This is a genomic window from Blastococcus saxobsidens, assembly GCF_010682065.1.
Lineage (GTDB): Bacteria > Actinomycetota > Actinomycetes > Mycobacteriales > Geodermatophilaceae > Blastococcus > Blastococcus saxobsidens_B.
In genome coordinates this window covers 17,039-37,326 of sequence record NZ_JAAGWG010000022.1, presented here as the reverse complement: position 1 = coordinate 37,326, position 20,288 = coordinate 17,039, and the positions used below count along the sequence as shown (strand labels likewise).

Below are 20,288 nucleotides of genomic sequence, written 5' to 3'. Positions count from 1 at the left end.
CAAGTTCGGCCCGTCGCGCTGCCGTGGGCCACTGCACCCGGGGGTCCCCATGCGCTTCACCGACGAGCACACCGCCTTCCGCGAGCTGGTGCGGGACGTCGTCGAGCGGGAGATCGCGCCGCACGTCGACGCCTGGGAGCAGGCCGGCACCTTTCCGGCGCACGAGCTCTTCCCGAAGCTCGGCGAGGTGGGACTGCTGGGCCTGGAGTACGACCCGGAGTACGGCGGGCAGGGCGCCGACCACCTGTTCAGCGTCATCCTCTGCGAGGAGCTGCACCGGGCGGGCGCCGCGGGCATCCCGATGGCGATCGGTGTCCAGACGATGATGGCGACGCCCTCGCTGCACGAGTTCGGCAGCGACGAGCTCAAGCGCCGCTACCTGGAGCCGGCCATCCGCGGCACGGCCGTCTGCTCCATCGCCGTGACCGAGGCCGGCGCCGGCTCCGACGTCGCGAGCCTGCGCACCCGGGCGGTCCGGGACGGCGACGACTGGGTGATCAACGGCAGCAAGCTCTACATCACCAACGGCACCCAGGCCGACTGGCTGTGCCTGCTGGCCCGCACCTCCGACGAGGGCGGCCACCGCGGTCTCAGCCAGATCGTCGTGGAGACCACCACCCCCGGCGTCTCCGTGTCCCGCAAGCTCGACAAGCTCGGCAACCGCTCCTCCGACACCGCCGAGCTCAACTTCTCGGACGTCCGGGTGCCGGTGTCGAACACCATCGGCACGATCGGCCGCGGGTTCCAGCAGCAGATGGCCCAGTTCGTGGTGGAGCGGATGTTCGCCGCCTACGGCGCCGTGGGCAGCTGCCGGCACGCGCTCGAGCGCACCCGCGACTACCTGCGGCAGCGGGAGGCCTTCGGCCGGCCGCTGCTGGCCAACCAGTACCTCGCCTTCCGCCTCGCGGAGCTGTCGGCCCAGGTGGACCTGCTCCAGTCGCACAACTACGCCTGCGCCGAGGCCTACCTGAACGGCGAGGACACCACCCGGCAGGCCACGGTGGCCAAGCTGACCGCCGGCCGGCTGCTGCGCGAGGTGGCCGACACCTGCCTGCAGTTCCACGGCGGCATGGGCTACATGGAGGAGAACTGGACCTCCCGCTTCTTCCGCGACAGCCGGCTGGCCTCGATCGGCGGCGGCGCGGACGAGGTCATGCTGCAGGTGCTCGCCCGGATGGACGGGTTCATGCCGTGACCGACCCCCGGACCGCGCTGCTCACCGCGCTCGTCGCCGACCTCGACGCCCGGGTGGCCCCGCTCCCCGAGGACGCCTGGGCCACGCCGACGCCCGCGACCGGCTGGGACGTCCGCGACACCGTCGACCACCTGCGCCTCTTCGACTCCGACGCACTGCTGGCCGTCACCGACCCCGCCGCCTTCGCCGCGCTGCACGCCGGTACCGCCGACGAGGAGGGCTTCGTCGAGCGGCGCACCCGCGAGAGCCGGGCCACTCCCCCGGCCGAGGTGCTGGCCGGCTGGCGGGCGGGCCGGGAGGCTCTCGCCGACGCGCTCCTGGCCGTCGACCCGTCGGTGCGGGTGCCGTGGTTCGGGCCGCCCATGAGCCCCGCGTCGTTCGTGACCGCCCGGCTGATGGAGACCTGGGCGCACGGCCAGGACGTCGTCGACGCGCTCGGCCAGGACCGGCCGGCGACGCCGCGGTTGCGCTCGGTCGCCGAGATCGGCGTGCGCGCCCGGCCCTTCTCCTACGCCGTCCGCGGGCTGACCGTGCCCGAGCAGCCGGTCCGGGTGGAGCTGCGCGGTCCCGGCGGCGAGGAGTGGACCTGGGGGCCGGAGGACGCCGCCGACGTCGTCCGCGGTCCGGCGCTGGACTTCTGCCTGCTGGTCACCCAGCGCCGGCACCGCGACGACCTGGACCTCGAGATCACCGGGCCGGCCGCGCAGGAGTGGATGGGCATCGCCCAGGCCTTCGCCGGTCCGCCCGGCCGCGGCCGGCAGCGCTCGACCGGAGCACGGTCGTGACCGCGCCCCTGCGGGTCGCCAACGTCTCGGGCTTCTACGGCGACCGGCACAGCGCGATGCGCGAGATGCTCGACGGCGGCGAGATCGACGTCCTCACCGGCGACTACCTGGCCGAGCTGACGATGCTCATCCTCGGCCGGCAGCGCGCCGACGACCCCTCCGCCGGCTACGCCCGCACCTTCCTGTCCCAGCTGGAGCAGAGCCTGGGCACCGCCCTGGAGCGCGGCGTGCGCATCGTCAGCAACGCCGGCGGGCTGAACCCGCAGGGCCTCGCGGCCGCCGTCACGGAGCTGGGCCGGCGGCTCGGGCTCGTGGTGCGGGTGGCCACCGTCGGCGGCGACGACCTGCTCCCCCGCCTGGACGACCTGCGCGGCCGCGGGCTCCTGCGCAGCGGAGACGGCCCGCCCGGGGACGCCGAGGTGGCCGACGCGCTCACCGCCAACGCCTACCTGGGGTGCCGGGGCATCGTGCGGGCGCTGGACGCCGGCGCGGACGTGGTCGTGACCGGCCGCGTCACCGACGCCAGCCTCGTCGTCGGACCGGCCGCCTGGCACCACGGCTGGGGTGAGGACGACGTCGACGCCCTGGCCGGCGCCACGGTCGCCGGGCACGTGCTCGAGTGCGGCGCGCAGGCCACCGGCGGCAACTTCAGCTTCTTCGCCGAGCTGCTCGACGCCGATCCGGCCGCCCTGGACCGCATCGGCTTCCCGCTCGCCGAGATCGCCGCGGACGGCACGTCGGTGATCACCAAGCACCCGGGCACCGGCGGGGCGGTCACCGTCGAGACGGTCACCGAGCAGCTGCTCTACGAGCTCACCGGCACCCGCTACGGCGGACCTGACGTCGTCACCCGCTTCGACGCGCTGCGGCTGCGCCAGGACGGGCCCGACCGGGTGGAGATCACCGGCGCCCGGGGGCTGCCCGCCGGGGAGTGGCTCAAGGTGGCGGTCAACCGGCTCGGCGGCTTCCGCAACTCCATGACGCTGCCGCTCACCGGCCTGGACGTCGAGCAGAAGGCCGCACTCCTCCGCCGCCAGCTCGCCCCGGCGCTGGCCGGCGTCGAGGAGGTCCGGGTGGCCCTCGCGCGTACCGACTCCCCCGACGCGGACGTCCAGGAGGAGGCGGCCGCGCTGCTGCACGTCACGGTCAAGGACCGCGACCGGCGCTTGGTCGGCAAGGCGTTCACCGTGCCGGTCATCGAGCTGGGCCTGGCCAGCATCCCCGGCTTCCACGCCACCAGCGCGCCGCCCAGCCCCGTCCCGTACGGCGTCTACTCCGCGGCGTGGGTGCCGGCCGCGGAGGTGCCGCAGGTGGTCGGGCTGCCCGACGGGACGACGGAGACCCTGCCCTCCCCCGCCCGCTCCGGAACCCCGGCGGTGGCGCCAAACCCGGTCGGACCGCCCGCGGCGCGCGACGGCGGGCCGACGCGGCCGGTGCCGCTCGGCCTGGTCGCCGGGGCGCGCAGCGGCGACAAGGGCGGGGCCGCCACCCTCGGCGTCTACGCCCGCACCGACGACGGCTACGCCTGGCTGGCCGCCTTCCTGACCCCCGACCGGCTGCGCGCGCTGCTCCCCGAGGCCGCTGCGCTGCCGGTCACCCGCGAGCTGCTGCCCGGGCTGCGGGCGCTGCTGTTCCAACTGCCCGGCCTGCTCGGCGACGGCGTCGCCGCCGGGACCCGGTTCGACCCCCAGGCCAAGGCCGTGGGCGAATGGCTGCGCTCCCGCGTGGTCGACGTCCCGGTGCGCCTGCTGCCCCCGGAGGTGGGCGCATGACGGTCCCCCAGGAGACGAGCACCGACGATCGCGGCGCGGGCAACCGCTCGGCGATGCTGGAACGCCTCGCCGAGCTCGAGGAGCAGCGCGGCCTGGCCAACGCCGGCGGCGGCGAGAGCGCGCTGGCCCGCCACCGCACGCGCGGCAAGCTGACCGTGCGCGAGCGGATCGAGTTGCTGCTCGACCGGGACAGCCCGTTCCTGGAGCTCTCGCCCTACGCCGCCTGGGGCACCGACTTCCCGGTCGGGGCGAGCACGGTGACCGGCATCGGCGTGGTCGAGGGCGTGGAGGTGATGATCTCCGCCAACGACCCGACGGTCCGCGGTGGCACGTCCAACCCCTACACCCTGCGAAAGTCGGGCCGGGCGCACGACATCGCCGAGACGAACCGGCTGCCGTTCCTCAGCCTGGTCGAGTCCGGCGGCGCAGACCTCCCCACCCAGTCGGAGATCTTCATCCCCGGCGGCCGCGGCTTCCGCAACCTCACCCGGCTGTCCGCCCAGGGCATCCCCACCGTCGCCCTGGTCTTCGGCAACAGCACCGCCGGGGGCGCCTACGTGCCCGGGATGAGCGACCACGTGGTGATGATCGACGGCCGGAGCAAGGTGTTCCTGGCAGGGCCACCGCTGGTCAAGATGGCCACCGGCGAGGAGGCCGACGAGGAGTCCCTGGGCGGGGCGTCGATGCACGCCCGGATCTCCGGCAGCGCCGACCACCTCGCCGTCGACGAGGTCGACGCCATCCGGCTGGGCCGCCAGATCGTGCGCAACCTCAACTGGCGCAAGCGCGGCCCCGGCCCGTCCCGGCCGGCCGACCCGCCGCTGCACGACCCCGAGGAGCTGCTCGACCTGGCGCCGGCCGACCTGCGCCGGCCGCTGGACCCCCGCGACGTGCTCGCCCGGATCGTCGACGGCAGCCGGTTCGACGAGCACAAGCCGCTCTACGGCAGCTCGCTGGTCACCGGCTGGGCGAGCATCCACGGCTATCCGATCGGCGTGCTGGCCAACGCCCGCGGGGTCCTCTTCCGGCAGGACGCCGAGAAGGCCGCCCAGTTCATCCAGCTGGCCAACCAGACCGACACCCCGCTGCTGTTCCTGCAGAACACCACCGGCTACATGGTCGGCACCGAGTACGAGCAGGACGGGATCATCAAGGCCGGCTCGCAGATGATCAACGCGGTGTCCAACAGCACCGTCCCGCACCTCACGCTGAACATCGGGGCCTCCTACGGCGCCGGGAACTACGGCATGTGCGGCCGGGCCTACGACCCGCGCTTCCTGTTCACCTGGCCCAACGCCAAGAGCGCCGTGATGGGCGCGGCCCAGCTCGCCGGTGTCCTCGACATCGTCGGCCGGGCCAGCGCGCAGGCCCGCGGCCGGGACTACGACGAGGAGTCCGCGACCCTGATGAAGGCCGCCGTGGAGCAGCAGATCGAGGCCGAGTCGCTGGCGCTGTTCCTGTCGGGGCGGCTCTACGACGACGGGATCATCGACCCGCGCGACACCCGGACCGTCCTCGGCCTGGCCCTGTCGGCCGTCCACAACGCACCCGTGCAGGGGCTGCACGACGGATGGGGGGTGTTCCGGCTGTGAGCACTCCGCGGAACCTGACGTGCGTGCTCGTCGCCAACCGTGGCGAGATCGCCCGCCGCGTCTTCACCACGGCGCGGGCCATGGGGCTGCGCACGGTCGCGGTGCACTCCGACGCCGATGCCGACGCGCCGTTCGTCGCCGACGCCGACGTCGCCGTCCGGCTGCCGGGCAACAGCCCGGCCGAGACCTACCTGCGCGCCGACCTCGTGGTGGCCGCGGCGCTGCGCGCCGGCGCGGACTGCGTGCACCCGGGCTACGGGTTCCTGTCCGAGAACGCGGCCTTCGCCCGGGCGGTGGAGGCCGCGGGGCTGGTGTTCGTCGGACCGAGCCCCGAGGCCGTCGAGGCGATGGGCAGCAAGCTCGCCGCCAAGGAGCTGATGCGCCGGGCCGGGGTCCCCACCCTGCCCAGCGTGGACGCGACCGGGCTCGCCGGCGCCACGCTGGCCGAGGCCGCCGCCGAGGTGGGCTACCCGCTGCTGGTCAAGGCCTCCTTCGGCGGTGGGGGCCGCGGCATGCGCGAGGTGCGCGAACCGGCGGAGCTGGCCGAGGCCGTCGCGGCGGCCGGTCGCGAGGCCGCGTCGGCGTTCGGCGACGGCACCGTGTTCCTCGAGCGGCTGGTCGAGCGGCCCCGCCACATCGAGGTGCAGGTCTTCGGCGACCGGCACGGCACCACCGTGGCGCTGTTCGAGCGCGAGTGCTCCATCCAGCGCCGGCACCAGAAGGTCGTCGAGGAGGCGCCCTCGCCCGCGGTCGACCCCGACCTGCGGGAGCGGCTGCAGGAGGCGGCGGTGGCGGCCGCGCGGGCCATCGACTACCGGGGTGCGGGCACCGTCGAGTTCCTGCTCGACGACTCCGGCGACTTCTTCTTCCTGGAGATGAACACCCGGCTGCAGGTGGAGCACCCGGTCACCGAGGCGGTCACCGGCCTGGACCTGGTCCGCCTGCAGTTCGACGTCGCGGCCGGCCGGCCGCTGCCGGCCGAGGCGGTCTCCCCCACCCTGACCGGCGCGGCGATCGAGGTGCGGCTCTACGCCGAGGACCCGGCGCAGAACTGGCTGCCGCAGTCCGGCCGGCTGGCGGACTTCGAGATCCCGGCCGACGCCGCCTTCGGCCCGACCGTGGGCCCCGGCCTGCGGCTGGACAGCGGCGTGACCCCCGGCGGGGAGGTCGGCGTGCACTACGACCCGATGCTGGCCAAGGTCATCGCCTGGGCGCCGGACCGCGCCTCGGCGGCGCTCGCACTGGCCGGTGGGCTGACCCGGGCACGGCTGCACGGGCTGACCACCAACCGCGACCTGCTCGTGCGGATCCTGCGCAGCGAGGCCTTCCTCGCCGGCGAGACCGACACCGCGTTCCTGGACCGGCACGGCCTGGACACCCTGGCCGCCCCGCTGGTCGACGAGGCCGGCCGCCGGGTGCACGCCGTCGTGGCCGCGCTCGCCGGTGCGGCCCTGCGCCGGGCGGCCGCGCCGGTGCTGGCCGGTCTGCCGTCGGGCTGGCGCAACAACTCGACCGCTCCGCAGACGACGGCGTTCGACGCCGGATCGGTGCGCTACCGACTGGACCGGACCGGGCTCACCGCCGACGTCGACGGGGAGCCGGTGGAACTGGCGGTCCTGCGCACCGCGGTTGACGGGCCCACGGTCCGCCTGGACGTGGAGGCCGACGGGCTGCGCGGCAGGTACCACGTGCACGTCGACGGCGACCGGTCCTACGTCGACGGGCCCGAGGGCTCGACCACGCTGGTAGAGCTGCCGCGGTTCCCGGAGCCCACCGCATCGGTGGCCCCCGGGTCGCTCACCGCCACCATGCCCGGCGCGGTGACCCGGGTTGCCGTCGAGGAGGGCCAGGAGGTCCGCGCGGGCCAGCTGGTGCTGGTCCTCGAGGCCATGAAGATGGAGCATCCCGTGGTCGCGCCGACCGACGGGGTGGTCACCCACCTGCACGCCTCCGTGGGCGCCCAGGTGGAGACGGGCGCGGTCCTCGCGGTCGTCGGCGAGCACACCCCCACCGAGCGCGCGAGCGAAGGGAACAGCCATGCGTCCTGACCTGTCCGGGGTCGACCCCCTGGAGTTCAACCTCGCCACCCGGTTCTCGGTCGGCGACATGCTCACCCGCACCACCGCGCTCTTCGCCGGCCGCACGGCGATCGTCGACGGGGACGAGGAGATCACCTACGCCCGGCTGGACGCCGCCTCGGAGGCGTTCGGCCGCGGTCTGCTCGACGCCGGCGTGCGGCACCAGGAGCCGGTCGCGTTCCTCCTGGGCAACTCCTGGCGCTTCGCCGCCAGCTTCTTCGGCTGCGCCAAGGCCGGGCTGGTCGCCCTGCCGGTGAACCTCATGCTCGCGCCGGAGGACATCGGCTGGATCCTGGCCGACTCCGGCACCCGGACCGTCGTCGCGGACCCCCCGTTCCTGCCCCTGCTGGAGGCGGTCCTGCCGTCCCTGCCGGAGATCACCACCGTCGTCGTCACCGGCGACGAGGTCCCGGAGTCGATCGCCGGACGGCCGGTCCGGCGCTGGGCGGACGTGGCGGCCGACCCGACGCCCGTGCGGGTGGTGGTGGAGGACCGCGACACCCTGCACTGCCTCTACACCTCCGGCACCACGGCCCGGCCGAAGGGCGTGCTGACCAGCCACCTGTCGGTGCACGTCGGCGTGCTGAGCAACGCGCTGCAGACCGGCCACCGCCGCGGCGACGAGTTCTCCGTGCTGCCGATCGTGCTGCCGCTGTTCCACACCACCGCGCTGGACACCCTGCTGCTGCCGATCCTGCTCACCGGCGGGACCGCGGTGCTCCCCCGCGGGTTCGAGCCGGAGGGCTTCCTGGAGGTGGTGGAGAGCCGCCGCGCCACCCACCTGATGCTGCTGCCGATGATGTACGCCGCGCTGCTGGCCTCCCCCGGCATCCGGACCCGGGACCTCTCCTCGGTGCGGCTGTGCATCTACGCCATGGCCCCGATGCCCCAGGAGCGGATCGCCGCGATCGCCGCCGCCTTCCCCTCCGCGCAGGTGCTGCTGGGCTCCGGGCAGACCGAGTGCGTGCCGGCGACGGTGTTCCAGTGGCCCGCCCACCAGGAGACCAAGGCGGCCTCGTGGGGACCGTCCACCGTCACCGTCGACACCAGGATCATGGACGCCGCCGGGGAGCTGCTGCCCCCGGGCGGGACCGGCGAGATCGTGTACCGGGGCCCGCACGTGATGAGCGGGTACTGGAACAACGCCGAGGCCAACACCGCCGCCTTCGCGCACGGCTGGTTCCACAGCGGGGACGTCGGGCACCTCGACGACGAGGGCGTCGTCTGGTTCACCGACCGGGTCAAGGACATGGTGAAGACCGGCGGGGAGAACGTCTCCTCGGTCGAGGTCGAGCGGGTGCTGCTCGCCTCCGCCGAGATCGTCGAGGCCGCCGTCATCGGTGTGCCGGACGACCGCTGGGGCGAGGCGGTCACCGGCGTCGTCGTCCCGGCCGACCCGGACGTGGACGCCGACGCGCTGACCGGGCGGCTGCTCGAGCACTGCCGGCAGCACCTCGCCGGCTTCCAGGTGCCCAAGCGGATCGAGGTCCGCGTGGGTCTGCCCAAGACCGCGACCGGGAAGATCCAGAAGCACGAGCTCCGCGACGAGTTCCGTGCCTGACCTGCTGGTGCGCACCGAGCGGCGCGGCCCGGCCGCCGTCGTGACGCTGGACTCGCCGTCCAACCGCAACGCGCTGTCCCGGGCGCTGGTCGAGCAGCTGCACGCGGCCCTCGCCGCGGCCCTGGCCGACGACGGCGTCCGGGTGGTGGTGCTGACCGGGGCCGGGCCGGTCTTCTGCTCCGGGGCCGACCTCAAGGAGCAGCGGGCCGGCGGGCGCCCGGGCGCCGTCGGGCTCCCGGAGGTGCTGACGCTGCTCCTGGACAGCGCCAAGCCGGTGGTCGCGCGGGTCGACGGCGCCGCCCGGGCCGGCGGGCTGGGGCTGATCGCCGCGTGCGACCTCGCCGTGGGTCTGGCCGGGGCGACCTTCGCCTTCAGCGAGGTGCGGATCGGGGTGGCGCCGGCGATCATCGCCGTCCCGTGCCTGCGCCGGATGGACCCCCGGGCCGCCCGCGAGCTGTTCCTCACCGGGCAGCCCTTCGACGGCGCCCGCGCGCAGCAGGCCGGCCTGCTCGACCGCGCGGTCGGCGACGGCGACCTCGACGCCGCGGTGGACGCCTTCGTCGAGCAGCTCGCGCAGGGGGCGCCGGAGGCGATCGCGGCCACCCTGCAGCTGCTGCGCGACCTGCCCGGCCCCGACCTCGCGGAGGACTTCCGCCGGATGGCCGCGGTCTCCGCGGAGCGGTTCGGCTCGGCGGAGGCGGCCGAGGGCATCGCCGCGCTGCTCGGCAGGCGCCGTCCCGCGTGGGCCGCCGGGAGCTGACCTCAGACGGGGCGGTAGGACTCCCAGGCCGAGCGCGGCAGGCCGATGGCGCCGGCCCACAACCGGGTCAGGATCTCGACGGCGGCGTCCTCGTCGAGCCCCTCCGCCGGGTCCTGCCACAGCTGGGCGAAGGACTCCACCATGGCGCCCAGTGCGCTCACCGTGGCGCGCGGCGGCAGGTCGCGGTCGGCCAGCCCGAGTTCCTGCAGGCGCTCCAGGCCCTCCGTGCCACGGCGCACGAAGGCCTCCCGTACGTCGACCCGCAGCCGCCGGAACTCCTCGCGGGTGTCGGCGAGGGAGTCCAGCACCCGGAGGATCCGCGCGTGCCGGGTGAACGCCGTGAGGTACAGCCGGTTGGCCGCCTCGATCCGCGCGTACGGGGCGTCCGGCGGCAGCCGGGAGCCCACCGTGGTGGCGGTGAAGACGTCGTCGACCACGGCGGCGACGATCGCGCGCAGCAGCGACTCCTTGGAGTCGAACCAGGTGTAGAAGGTGCCGTGGGAGACCCCGGCCCGCTCGACCACGGAGTCGATCCGCACGTCGGCGAACCCGCGTTCCTCGAACAGCTCCCGGCCGGCCTGCAGGAGCGCGGCCCTGGTCCGGCGGCCCCGCTCGGTCACCGGGATCTGCTCCTGGTCCGTGGCTGGCATCGCACCTCCGTTCGGTTCGGCCCGCGCAGCGTGCCACACGGCCGATCCGGTGGACGGGGGCCTCAGGTCCGCCGGGCCCCCCGCGCCGGACCGTCCCCGAGGGGGCCGGCGCCCCCGGGGCGCGCCGGCGGCGCGGCGTCGGCGTGCCGGGAGCGCGCGGCGAGCCACGACTGCCACTCCGCACGCTCCGAGGCGCCCGGGCGGACGCTGCCGAGCGCGAGGGCGACGAGGGCCAGCACCACCGCGACCACGACGACGGCGACGACGACCTCCCCCTGGAACCAGAGAGGGACGCTCATGCTGCCGGGCAGCGGTGCCGGCGTCTCGGGGTCCATGGGGCAAGCGTGCGGGACGTGGAGGACCGTCGCCGGTTCCCGTGGGCGGCCGTCGCTCGTCAGGGTGACGCCGAACGCTCCCCGCCCTGCAGCCTTCCGGATGACGCCGTAGCGTTCCTGACTCATCACGCAGAGTGAACGGAGCGGACCGGATGACCGTGCAGCTCGCCGCCGACGCCCAGGCCGGGGCGGCCCTCGCCGACCCCACCGGGACGACGCCGGACACGCGGGCGGACGGCGACCGCCGGCGACCCAACGTCTCCGGCGACCTGCCCACCCTCTTCGACGTCGGCCCGCAGTTCCGCCGTGCCGTCACCGGTTACGACCGGTTCCAGGTCGACACCTACGTCCGGTGGGCCGAGGACGAGCTCGTCGCCGCCGACCGCGAGCGGGAACACCTGGAGGTCCGGCTGCTCCGCGTGTCCAGCGAGCTGCGCGACGCCCAGCGGCTGCTCGGGCACTCCCCCGGCGGCGGCCAGTTCCTGGCCGTGGCCGATCGGATCGGCTCCCTGCTGGCCACCGCGGCCGACGAGGCCGAGGGGTTGCGGGCCGAGGCGGCGGCCTGCCGGGCCGCCGCGACGACGGAGGCCGAGCAGCTGCTGGCCTGCGCGGCGCGGACCATCGCCGAGGCCGAGGACCGCTCCCGGGAGACGGTCGAGGCGGCGACGGCGCAGGCGGACGCGCTGACGGCCGGGGCCCGCGCGGTCGTGACCGAGGCCGAGCGGGCAGCTGCGCAGCTGCGCAGCGAGGCCGCGGGCGAACTGGCCGCGGCGCGCGCCACCGGCGAGCAGGCCCGCGGGGACGCCGAGGGCATCCGGCGCGCGGCCGCCGAGGATGCGCTGGCCGCGCGGCAGCGGGCCCGCCAGGAGGTCGTCGGCATGCTGACCGCCGCGCGCGAGGAGCGCCGGCGGGCCGACGAGGAGGCCGCCGCGTTCCGGCAGCGCCGCGAGGACGACGCAGCGCTCCGCTCGGCCGCCGTCCTGGCGGAGGTCGACGTCCTCCGGACCTGGCGGTCCGCCCTGGACTCCGAGGTCCAGGACCTGGTGAGCCGGCGGTCCGCGCTGCAGGCGGAGGTCCGGCGCCTCGAGCAGGGCAGGTCGGCCGCCGGCGCGCTGTGGCCGGCCCGGCTGCGTGCGCGGCTCCGCTCGTGGTCGGGGACGCCCCGCACGCACTGAGGCAGCCGCCGCGCGCGGCTTGCGGTGCGCGCTCCGCACGGGTGTCATGAGCCATGGCGTCGGTCAGCGGGCGGCGGCGGACCGGTGGGCGCGCGGGCCGCGACCCCCGTCCCAGCGACGCCGCCTCGCCCTTCGGCATCCCCGCCCAGGGCTGGCGGCACGTCCTGCGGCGGGTCGCGGCGCACGTGTTCAGCGACCGGCTCATGGTCCAGGCCGCGGGCGTCGCGTTCTTCGCCGTCCTGTCGATCGCGCCGGTGCTGGTCACCGCGATCTCCGTCTACGGCGCGGTCAGCACCCCCGACCAGGCGCTCCAGCAGCTCTCGGGTGTCGTGCGCATGCTCCCCACCGAGCTGGAGCCGCTGGTCGCCGACCAGCTGACCACCATCACCACCGCCTCGACGCAGGTGCTCACCCTGCGCGGCCTCGCCGGGCTGGTCGTGGCCCTGTCGACGGCGGCGACCGCCGTGAGCTACCTCATCGACGGGCTGACCCTGGCCTACCACGAGACCGAGACCCGCAGCTTCCTGCGCCGCACGGCCACCGCCCTCGTCATGGTCCTCGGGGGCGCGCTGCTGCTCGGCGCCGTCATCGCCGGGGCGGGTGCGGCCTCCCGCTGGCTGCAGGACGCGCCGGGCCTGCTGCGCGCCGTCGCGCCGGTCCTCACCTGGGGGGCCGTCGCCCTGCTGATGAGCGCCGTGCTGGCCCTGCTCTACCGGTTCGGCCCGGACCGGAAGGACGCCCGCTGGCGGTGGATCACCGGCGGCTCGACGGTGGCGACCGTGCTCTGGCTGGCCACCACGATCGGCCTGTTCACCTACGTCGAGACGCTGGGCAGCTACGAGTCGACGTACGGGCCGCTGGCCGGCGTCGCCATCAGCATGTTCTGGCTGTGGGCGACGGTCCTGCTGGTCCTCCTCGGCGCGACTGTCAACGCCGAGACCGAGCGGGAGACCAGCCGCGACTCGACCGTGGGCCCCGACCAGCCGCTGGGCGAGCGGGGCGCGGTCGTGGCCGACAGTGCCCCGCCCTATCCGGGCGAGGAGTGAGGCACCGGGGTCCTGCGCCGGTCAGCCGTCGCCGGCGGCCTCCCGCAGCAGCTCGGCCACCTCGGGGGTGGCGGCGTGCGAGCCCGCGGCGAGGAACGCCTGCGCGACCACCTCGTGCAGGCGGCTGCGCGACATCATGTCGTTCCCCATCACCAGCTGCTCGCCAGCGCCGGGGGTGAAGACGACGGTCCGCACGCCCTCGGCGCGCAGGGCCCGCACCTCGCGCTGCAGCAGCCGCTCGGAGTGCCGGCGGGCCGCGGTGAAGATGCCGGGCCGCCAGCCCGTGGGGCCGCTCATCGGGGCGATCACGATCACGACGTCGAGCCCCTGCCCGCGCAGCACCGCGGCGTTGGTCGGCGAGTGCACCCCGCCGTCGACGTAGCTCCGCGGCCCGATCCGCACCGGGGCGAAGTAGCCCGGCACGGCGCAGGACGCCCCGATCGCCAGGTGCAGGGGCGCCTCGGGCGCGCCGGGGCGGCCGAACACGACCCGGCGGCCGTCCCGCCGGCGCACCGCGCAGATCCACAGGTCCCGGTCCGGCCACCCCGGCTGGTCCAGCTCCCGGAGCGCCGCGAGCTGCTCGACGATGTCGTGGCGTCCCGAGGCGATGAGCGCCATCCCGGCCGCCATCGGGCGGAACTGCAGCGGCCGCGCCAGCGCCCGTCCCACCATGTGCGGGCCGGGCAGTCGCAGCGGCCGCCGCAGCAGGGTCCAGGGCCGGAAGGGCGCCAGCTCGGGCACCTGCGCCTCGGCCATCTGGCGGAGCACGTCGCCGTCGCCGGACAGCGGCGCCTTCACCGTCCAGGCGGCGAGGTCCTCGGCGGAGACGCCCAGCCGCAGGAGCGCGCCGGTGATCGAGCCCGCGGAGGTGCCGACGACCCGGTCGGCCGTCCGCGCGTCGAAGCCGAAGTCGTGCTGGAGGACGGCCAGCACCCCGGAGTGGTAGGCCTGCCCGACGACACCACCACCACCCAGCACCAAGCCCACGCGCGCCACCCGGCGAGCCTGCCACGGGCGGCGCACGCAGGCAGTTCGTCCCCCGCCGCCGGCCCGGCCCCTCCCGGCGCGACGGTGTTGCCGCCGGCCCGGCGGTCGAGCACGCTGTGCTGCGACGGCGCTGCCGGCCGGGACCACCGGGACCGGGCACCCGCGAGAGAGGTGGCTGCCGATGTACGCCCGATCGACGACGATCCACGGCAACCCGCAGTCGGTGGAGCAGGGCATCGCCTTCGTCCGCGACGAGGACATGCCCGCGGTGCGGCAGCTGGAGGGCTGCGTGGGTCTGTCGATGCTGGCCGACCGCGAGACCGGCCGGTGCATCGTCACGACGTCGTGGCGTGACGAGGCCGCCATGCACGCCAGCCAGGACGCCGTCCGGACGTCGCAGGAGCGCACCCTCGGGGTGCTCGGGGGCACGGCGCAGGTCGACGAGTGGGAGATCGCCGCGATGCACCGGGTGCACGAGTCGCACTCCGGCACCTGCTCCCGCGTCACCTGGCTGCGCACCGACCCCGACGCCGTCGACAAGGCCGTGGACGCCGTCCGGCTCTCGCTCATGCCCAAGCTGGACGACCTGCCGGGGTTCTGCAGCGTGAGCGTGCTGATGCGGCGGGACGAGGGCAGGACCGTCGCGACGGTCACCTACGACTCCCGGGCGGACCTGGAGGCCTCCGCCGAGGGCGCGCGGGAGTTCCGCGAGGAGTTCGGCCCGTCCCTGGGCATCGAGGTGCTCGACTCCGCGGAGTTCGACCTCTCGATCGCCGAGCTGCGGGTGCCCGAGACCCTCTGACCCCGCGGGGCCGCCCGGCGGGCGCACCCGGCCCCCGGCGGGCGAGGATGGCCGGGTTCACGATTCCGCTCGCGGCACCGCGCCGCCCTGTCAGGAGGTCCGGATGCCGGCGTCGCTCCCCCCGCTGCCCACGATGGTCGTCGGGAGCCTGCCCCAGCCCGACTGGCTGATCGACCGCGACCGGCTGGGCCACCAGTTCCCGCCCCGGGTGCGGGCGCAGGAGCTCTGGCGCATCCCGCCGCCGCTCCTGCAGGAGGCCCAGGACGACGCCACGCTGGCCGCCATCCGGTCGCAGGAGGAGGCCGGGCTCGACGTCATCACCGACGGCGAGATCCGCCGGGAGTCCTACTCCAACCACTTCGCCACCGCGCTGGACGGGCTGGACCTCGAGCACCCCGGCACGGTGCGGAACCGCTCGGGGATCGACATCCCGGTCCCCCGGGTCACCGGCGAGCTCCGCCGTCCCGCGCCGGTCCAGGTCGAGGACGTGCGCTTCCTCCGGGCGCACACCGACCGCGCGGTCAAGATCACTGTGCCGGGGCCGTTCACGATGGCCCAGCAGTCGCAGGACGACCACTACGGCGACGACCGCGCGCTGGCGCTGGCCTACGCCGACGTCGTCGCCCAGGAGATCGCCGACCTGTTCGCCGCCGGCGCCGACATCGTGCAGGTCGACGAGCCGTGGCTGCAGGCACGCCCGGAGATCGCCCGCCGCTACGGCGCCGAGGCGCTGACCCGCGCCATCGCCGACGCCCCCGGCCCGGTGCACGTGCACCTCTGCTTCGGGTACGCCGCGATGGTCGCCGACCGCCCGGAGGGCTACTCGTTCCTCGCCGAGCTGGCCGACACCCCCGCCCACACCGTCTCGGTGGAGACGGCCCAGTCGCGGCTGGACCCGCAGACGCTGCGACCGCTGCGCGGCAAGGGCGTCGCGCTCGGCGTCCTGGACCTCTCCACGCCCGAGGTCGAGACCCCCGAGACGGTCGCCGACCGGGTGCGGCGGGCGCTCGACCACGTCGACGTCGACAAGCTGGTGCTCTCCAGCGACTGCGGGCTGAAGTACCTGCCGCGGGCCGCGGCCGCCGGCAAGATGCGCTCGCTCGCCGAGGCGGCGGCGCAGCTCCGCGCCGAGCTCTGAGGTCCCCGCCCCGGGACGCCGCCCGGCGGGTCCCGGGGCCCCGGGGCATGAACCGGCCACCGTCCGTGTTGTGCTGTGCGACGGTCCGCCACCACTGGCGTCGACCGGCCTGTCGTCACACCCGAAGGACACTGCTTGCCCGACACCCAGCCCCAGCCCGCCACCTCCCGCCGCCGGGAACGCTCCGCAGTCCGGCAGTCGTCGGCCCGCACCAGCGACCGTGCGGCCGAGCGCGAGGAGCGGCGGGCACAGCAGAGCTGGGTCGAGGGCGCGGCCCCCGAGCTCCCGGGCCGGACCGTCCGCCCCGCCGAGGTCGTCTTCCACCTCGGCCCCACCAACTCCGGCAAGACCTACGAGTCGCTGCAGGCGCTGGCCGCCACCGGATCCGGGGTCTACGCCGCGCCGCTGCGCCAGCTGGCCCACGAGGCCTACGCCAAGCTCGCGGCCCTGCTCCCCGAGGGGACGGTCGGCCTGTCCACGGGCGAGGAGGAGATCGACCCCTTCGCGCCGATCGTCTGCTGCACCGTCGAGAAGGCGCCGATGCGCGGCGAGATGCTCGTGCTCGACGAGTCGCACTGGGTCGCCGACCCCGACCGCGGCCACCACTGGGCCCGGCTGCTGCTCACCGGCGAGTACCGGCAGATGCACCTGATCTCCGCGGCGGAGGCCTACCTGCTGCTCAAGCCCCTGGTGGCCGACGCCGAGCGGATCACGGTCGTCAACCACAAGCGGCTCTCCCGGCTCGACGTCCTCAAGGCCCCGGTCCGCCCCGAGGGCGTCCGCCCGCAGACGCTCGTCGTCGCCTTCTCCCGCAAGGCGGTGTACGCGGCCGCCGCGGAGCTCGACCAGCACCGGCCGGGCAAGGTCGGGGTGCTCTACGGCGCGCTGCCCCCGGCCACCCGCCGCGAGGTCATCGAGCGGTTCACCAGCGGTGAGCTGGAGGTGCTGGTCACCACCGACGTGATCGGGCACGGCATCAACGTGCCGGCCACGACCGTGCTGTTCGCCGAGACGACGAAGTTCGACGGCACCGAGATGCGCCCGCTGCGCACCTGGGAGTCCGCCCAGATCGCCGGCCGGGCCGGCCGGTACGGCCTGACCGGCCACGGCGCCGCCGGCATCCTCATCGGCGTGACCGGGCTGAAGCCCGTGGCCGCCCTCGTCGCCGCCGGCGCGACGGTCGCCCGGGGCGACCAGATGAGCGACCTGCCCAAGCGCGCCCCACGGCTGCGCCCGGAGCTCGAGGACCTCGGCGCCTTCGAGGCCGTCGACCTCCCCGAGGCGCTGACCCGCTGGATGGCCTGGGCGCGGGCGGCCACCCGCGACGAGGCCATGACCGCCGACGACGTCACCAGCCTGGTGCTGCGGGTGCACGCCCTGCTGCCGCTGCTGCGCGGCCCGCTGGGCGCCGTCGGCGACCTGGACACCGTCTGGCGGCTGGCCAATCTGCCCATCGACTACAACCCGCCGCGGCGCACCCGCTGGCTGGTGCTGGCCAAGGCCGCGCTGCAGCACGCCGCCGGCCTCCCGGTCCAGCCGGAGACCGTGCTCCCCGACGTCCCCCGTGGCGGCGGTGTCGAGGAGTTCGAGCAGGCCGCCGCCGCGGCGCGGGACGCCCAGGCGCTGCTGCGCCAGTTCCCCGGGGTCGCCGGCCTGAGCAGCGAGGACGCCGCCTGGGTCGAGGAGGAGTGCGCCGAGACCATCACCGAGCTGCTCCCCGACGCCATCGCGCTCGGCCGCTCCGGCAAGTGCGTGGAGTGCGGCAACGCGATCGCACCGTGGTTCACCACCTGCCGCCCGTGCAGCGTGCCCACCGGACGGCGCGGCGGCGGCGACCGGGCCGCCCGGCCGGCAGCCGGTGGCCGCCGGACCGCGGGCCGCGCGGCCGGCCGCGCGCTCGGCGGACGCCAGGGCGGTCCCCGGGGGCGCACCCGCCGGGGCTGAGCACCGGCCCGGCGGGGACCAGGACTCTCGCGTCCCGGCCCGCGGATCCGGGCCGTCGTGTCCGGGCCGTCGTGTCCGGGCCGTCGTGTCCGGGCCGTCGTGTCCGGGCCGTCGTGTCCGGGCCGTCGTGTCCGGGCCGTCGTGTCCGGGCGGCCCCGATGGGGACTGCTCCGGATCCGGGCCCCCACCCGGTCGTTCGACGACCTGGCTGTCCGAAGGTAAGGCTTACCTCTGTACCGTCGTCCGTGGCAGCGAGCCCGGCCCGGTCCGGCGGGGCGGCCGCGCCATTCGGGAGCGGAGCGCGATGAGCGAGGCACGACGGAACGGCGAGGGCGGCCCGCCCCGCAAGCGGACCCCACGGATCGGTGAGGTCGTGCGCACCTCGCGGGTCACCCCGCACATGGTCCGCGTCGTCCTGGGCGGCCCGGGGCTAGCCGGGTTCCCCGACGGCGAGTTCACCGACCGCTACGTCAAGCTGCTCTTCCCGCCGGCCGGCGCCCCGTACGGCGTGCCCTACGACGTGGAGCAGGTGCGGGCCGACCACCCGCAGGTGCACTGGCCGGTCACCCGCACCTACACGGTGCGGGCGTGGGACGCGGCCGCCGGGGAGCTGACGATCGACTTCGTCCACCACGGTGACGAGGGCGTGGCCGGCCCGTGGGCGGCGGCCGCCCGCCCCGGCGACCGGATCCAGTTCATGGGTCCCGGCGGCGGTTACGCGCCCCGTCCGGACGCCGACTGGCACCTGCTGGCCGGTGACGAGGCTGCGCTGCCCGCCATCGCAGCCGCGCTCGCCCGCCTGCCCGACGGTGCCCGCGCGCTGGCGTTCGTGGAGGTCGCCGGCCCCGAGGAGGAGCAGCACGACCTCGCCGTCGGCCGCGGCGTCGACCTGCGGTGGCTGCACCGGGGCGGGGCCGAGCCCGGTGAGCGGCTGGTCGACGCGGTGCGCGCGGTGCCGCTGCCGGACGGGAACGGGCACGTCTTCGTCCACGGCGAGGCCTACGCCGTGCGCGAACTGCGCCGCCACCTGCGTGCCGAGCGCGGGCTGGACCCGGCCTGGACCTCGATCTCCGGCTACTGGCGGCGCGGGGACACCGAGGACCGGTGGCAGACGACCAAGCAGGAGTGGAACGCGGCCATCGAGGCCGAGGAGACCGTCATCCGCTGACCGGTCAGCGCACGGTCCAGGGCACGAGGAGCGCGTCGCCGGGCACGTGGCGCGGGTGCAGCGGCTCCCCGACCCCGGTGGTGCCGAGGCGGCCGGTCGCGCACCGGCACGGTAGGAACGGGTCATGCCCGACGCCTTCCCGTCCCTCGCCGAGCTCGCCGCCGAGGAGGACGAGCTGCAGTTCTCCTCCTTCTCCAACGACGACGCGTGGACGCTCGGCTCGGCACTGGTGACCGCCGCCCGAGGGGCCGGCGCGCCGGTCGCCGTGGAGATCGCACGGAACGGGCACCGCCTCTTCTCCGCGGCGCTGACCGGCGCCACCCCGGACAACGCGTCGTGGATCGAGCGCAAGAGCCGGGTCGTGCACCGGTTCGGGCACAGCTCGCTGTACGTGCGCCAGGCCAGCATCGAGCGCGGCACGACCTTCGAGGCGGAGTTCGGCCTTGATCCCGTGCGGTACGCCGCGCACGGCGGCGCGTTCCCACTCCTGGTGCGCGATGTCGGTCCGGTCGGCGTGATCGCGGTGTCCGGGCTCCCCCAGCTCGCGGACCACCGGATGCTCACCGGTGTCCTCCGGGAGCACCTGCGGCGCTGAGCCCGTCGGGCCGCCAGCACACAATCCACCAACAGACCGAGACGCTTTCGTCCGGTTCTTGCCAGTGCCGAACCGCATAACGGCTCGGTAACGTGACTCTCAGCAGCCGGGCCGTACCGGTCCGTCACCCGCAGTGAGTGCGTCACCCATCGAGGAGCTTCCCATGCCTTCCTTCTCCCGCCCCGCCCTGACCCTGGTCCACGACGGCGCCTCCGGCTTCGCGACCGAGACCCGCATCCCCGAGCCGCGCGTCTCCGCCGAGCGGTTCGAGCCCGCCGGGACCTACGCCGCCCCGCAGTGGGCTGCCGCCGAGTGGGCCCCCGCTCCCCGGTGGGAGACCGCGCCCGAGTGGGCGGCCGCGCCCGAGTGGGAGGTCGCCCCGCAGTCGGAGCCCGCCACCACCGTGTGGCCGGAGGCCCCGGCCTGGACCGAGGAGCCCGCCGGCGAGGAGTCGTGGCGGATGGACGCGCTCTGCGCCGAGACCGACCCGGAGGCGTTCTTCCCGGAGAAGGGCGGCTCCACGCGGGACGCCAAGCGCGTGTGCACCGGCTGCCCCGTCCGGGCCCAGTGCCTGGAGTTCGCCCTGGCCAACGACGAGCGGTTCGGCATCTGGGGTGGGCTGTCGGAGCGCGAGCGCCGTCGGCTGCGCCAGCAGCGCGGCGGCTCGATCAGCGCCTGAGCGCCGCGTCTGACCTTCGATCGCGC

At 75.4% G+C, this 20,288-nt stretch carries 18 protein-coding genes; 15 read left to right on the top strand and 3 right to left on the bottom strand.

Features of this window, described 5'->3' with window-relative positions; translation table 11 throughout:
- Window positions 1-49 precede the first annotated feature (49 nt).
- From GCU60_RS13925 to GCU60_RS13895, 7 genes are read left to right on the top strand one after another with little or no spacing between them, the layout of a single operon-like run.
- Window positions 50-1,195, top strand: a complete 1,146-nt coding sequence (locus GCU60_RS13925) for an acyl-CoA dehydrogenase family protein (RefSeq protein ID WP_163206215.1) — start codon at window positions 50-52, stop codon at window positions 1,193-1,195.
- Window positions 1,192-1,980, top strand: a complete 789-nt coding sequence (locus tag GCU60_RS13920; protein ID WP_345770593.1) for a TIGR03084 family metal-binding protein — start codon at window positions 1,192-1,194, stop codon at window positions 1,978-1,980. The genes GCU60_RS13925 and GCU60_RS13920 overlap by 4 nt, the downstream gene beginning before the upstream one ends.
- The gene (locus tag GCU60_RS13915; RefSeq protein ID WP_163206213.1) at window positions 1,977-3,752 is read left to right on the top strand and encodes an acyclic terpene utilization AtuA family protein; all 1,776 of its coding nucleotides are present in this window, start codon (window positions 1,977-1,979) and stop codon (window positions 3,750-3,752) included. Before GCU60_RS13920 ends, GCU60_RS13915 begins: the two co-directional genes overlap by 4 nt.
- Window positions 3,749-5,344 carry an acyl-CoA carboxylase subunit beta gene (locus GCU60_RS13910; RefSeq protein WP_163206211.1) on the top strand — a complete coding sequence of 532 codons (1,596 nt, stop codon included), beginning with the start codon at window positions 3,749-3,751 and terminating at the stop codon, window positions 5,342-5,344. The genes GCU60_RS13915 and GCU60_RS13910 overlap by 4 nt, the downstream gene beginning before the upstream one ends.
- Entirely contained in the window at window positions 5,341-7,392 is a 2,052-nt protein-coding gene (locus GCU60_RS13905) for a biotin carboxylase N-terminal domain-containing protein (RefSeq protein ID WP_345770592.1), read from the top strand. The genes GCU60_RS13910 and GCU60_RS13905 overlap by 4 nt, the downstream gene beginning before the upstream one ends.
- Window positions 7,382-8,983 (top strand): class I adenylate-forming enzyme family protein, encoded by a 1,602-nt coding sequence (locus tag GCU60_RS13900; protein WP_163206207.1) that lies wholly within the window; start codon window positions 7,382-7,384, stop codon window positions 8,981-8,983. The genes GCU60_RS13905 and GCU60_RS13900 overlap by 11 nt, the downstream gene beginning before the upstream one ends.
- Complete coding sequence (locus GCU60_RS13895; RefSeq protein WP_163206205.1) at window positions 8,976-9,743, top strand: enoyl-CoA hydratase-related protein; 768 nt, start codon at window positions 8,976-8,978, stop codon at window positions 9,741-9,743. The genes GCU60_RS13900 and GCU60_RS13895 overlap by 8 nt, the downstream gene beginning before the upstream one ends.
- 2 nt (window positions 9,744-9,745) lie before the next feature.
- Here GCU60_RS13895 and GCU60_RS13890 read toward each other — a convergent pair whose 3' ends face one another.
- Together GCU60_RS13890 and GCU60_RS13885 are read right to left on the bottom strand one after the other, a co-directional pair.
- Entirely contained in the window at window positions 9,746-10,393 is a 648-nt protein-coding gene (locus GCU60_RS13890) for a TetR/AcrR family transcriptional regulator (protein WP_163206203.1), read from the bottom strand.
- 62 nt (window positions 10,394-10,455) lie between these two features.
- The gene (locus GCU60_RS13885) at window positions 10,456-10,728 is read right to left on the bottom strand and encodes a hypothetical protein (RefSeq protein ID WP_163206201.1); all 273 of its coding nucleotides are present in this window, start codon (window positions 10,726-10,728) and stop codon (window positions 10,456-10,458) included.
- Between the two features lie 152 nt (window positions 10,729-10,880).
- On the opposite strand from GCU60_RS13885, the gene GCU60_RS13880 reads away from it, so the two are divergent.
- Window positions 10,881-11,903 carry a hypothetical protein gene (locus tag GCU60_RS13880; protein ID WP_163206199.1) on the top strand — a complete coding sequence of 341 codons (1,023 nt, stop codon included), beginning with the start codon at window positions 10,881-10,883 and terminating at the stop codon, window positions 11,901-11,903.
- Window positions 11,904-11,956: 53 nt separating this feature from the next.
- The gene (locus GCU60_RS13875) at window positions 11,957-12,949 is read left to right on the top strand and encodes a YihY/virulence factor BrkB family protein (protein WP_163206197.1); all 993 of its coding nucleotides are present in this window, start codon (window positions 11,957-11,959) and stop codon (window positions 12,947-12,949) included.
- A gap of 21 nt (window positions 12,950-12,970) precedes the next feature.
- Here the strand turns inward: GCU60_RS13875 and GCU60_RS13870 are convergent, their stop codons facing one another.
- A complete protein-coding gene (locus GCU60_RS13870) occupies window positions 12,971-13,945 on the bottom strand; it encodes a patatin-like phospholipase family protein (protein WP_163206195.1) in 975 nt (324 codons plus the stop codon).
- A 172-nt stretch (window positions 13,946-14,117) separates the two neighbouring features.
- On the opposite strand from GCU60_RS13870, the gene GCU60_RS13865 reads away from it, so the two are divergent.
- The 6 genes from GCU60_RS13865 (at window position 14,118) to GCU60_RS22115 (ending at window position 20,262) form a co-directional block, all read left to right on the top strand.
- The gene (locus GCU60_RS13865; protein ID WP_163206193.1) at window positions 14,118-14,738 is read left to right on the top strand and encodes a hypothetical protein; all 621 of its coding nucleotides are present in this window, start codon (window positions 14,118-14,120) and stop codon (window positions 14,736-14,738) included.
- A 103-nt stretch (window positions 14,739-14,841) separates the two neighbouring features.
- Window positions 14,842-15,876, top strand: a complete 1,035-nt coding sequence (locus GCU60_RS13860) for a uroporphyrinogen decarboxylase family protein (protein ID WP_163206191.1) — start codon at window positions 14,842-14,844, stop codon at window positions 15,874-15,876.
- Window positions 15,877-16,011: 135 nt separating this feature from the next.
- A complete protein-coding gene (locus GCU60_RS13855; RefSeq protein WP_163206189.1) occupies window positions 16,012-17,820 on the top strand; it encodes a helicase-related protein in 1,809 nt (602 codons plus the stop codon).
- 304 nt (window positions 17,821-18,124) lie between these two features.
- A complete protein-coding gene (locus GCU60_RS13850; protein ID WP_163206187.1) occupies window positions 18,125-18,988 on the top strand; it encodes a siderophore-interacting protein in 864 nt (287 codons plus the stop codon).
- 124 nt (window positions 18,989-19,112) lie between these two features.
- Complete coding sequence (locus GCU60_RS13845; RefSeq protein WP_163206185.1) at window positions 19,113-19,583, top strand: heme-degrading domain-containing protein; 471 nt, start codon at window positions 19,113-19,115, stop codon at window positions 19,581-19,583.
- Between the two features lie 163 nt (window positions 19,584-19,746).
- Window positions 19,747-20,262, top strand: a complete 516-nt coding sequence (locus GCU60_RS22115; RefSeq protein ID WP_275585541.1) for a WhiB family transcriptional regulator — start codon at window positions 19,747-19,749, stop codon at window positions 20,260-20,262.
- The last annotated feature ends 26 nt before the right edge of the window (window positions 20,263-20,288 follow it).

Coding starts and splice junctions, on each gene's coding strand:
- GCU60_RS13925 (WP_163206215.1), top strand. CDS start 50: ATGCGCTTCACCGACGAGCACACCGCCTTCCGCGAGCTGGTGCGGGAC.
- GCU60_RS13910 (WP_163206211.1), top strand. CDS start 3,749: ATGACGGTCCCCCAGGAGACGAGCACCGACGATCGCGGCGCGGGCAAC.
- GCU60_RS13900 (WP_163206207.1), top strand. CDS start 7,382: ATGCGTCCTGACCTGTCCGGGGTCGACCCCCTGGAGTTCAACCTCGCC.
- GCU60_RS13890 (WP_163206203.1), bottom strand. CDS start 10,393: ATGCCAGCCACGGACCAGGAGCAGATCCCGGTGACCGAGCGGGGCCGC.
- GCU60_RS13885 (WP_163206201.1), bottom strand. CDS start 10,728: ATGGACCCCGAGACGCCGGCACCGCTGCCCGGCAGCATGAGCGTCCCT.
- GCU60_RS13880 (WP_163206199.1), top strand. CDS start 10,881: ATGACCGTGCAGCTCGCCGCCGACGCCCAGGCCGGGGCGGCCCTCGCC.
- GCU60_RS13875 (WP_163206197.1), top strand. CDS start 11,957: ATGGCGTCGGTCAGCGGGCGGCGGCGGACCGGTGGGCGCGCGGGCCGC.
- GCU60_RS13865 (WP_163206193.1), top strand. CDS start 14,118: ATGTACGCCCGATCGACGACGATCCACGGCAACCCGCAGTCGGTGGAG.
- GCU60_RS13860 (WP_163206191.1), top strand. CDS start 14,842: ATGCCGGCGTCGCTCCCCCCGCTGCCCACGATGGTCGTCGGGAGCCTG.
- GCU60_RS13850 (WP_163206187.1), top strand. CDS start 18,125: ATGAGCGAGGCACGACGGAACGGCGAGGGCGGCCCGCCCCGCAAGCGG.
- GCU60_RS13845 (WP_163206185.1), top strand. CDS start 19,113: ATGCCCGACGCCTTCCCGTCCCTCGCCGAGCTCGCCGCCGAGGAGGAC.
- GCU60_RS22115 (WP_275585541.1), top strand. CDS start 19,747: ATGCCTTCCTTCTCCCGCCCCGCCCTGACCCTGGTCCACGACGGCGCC.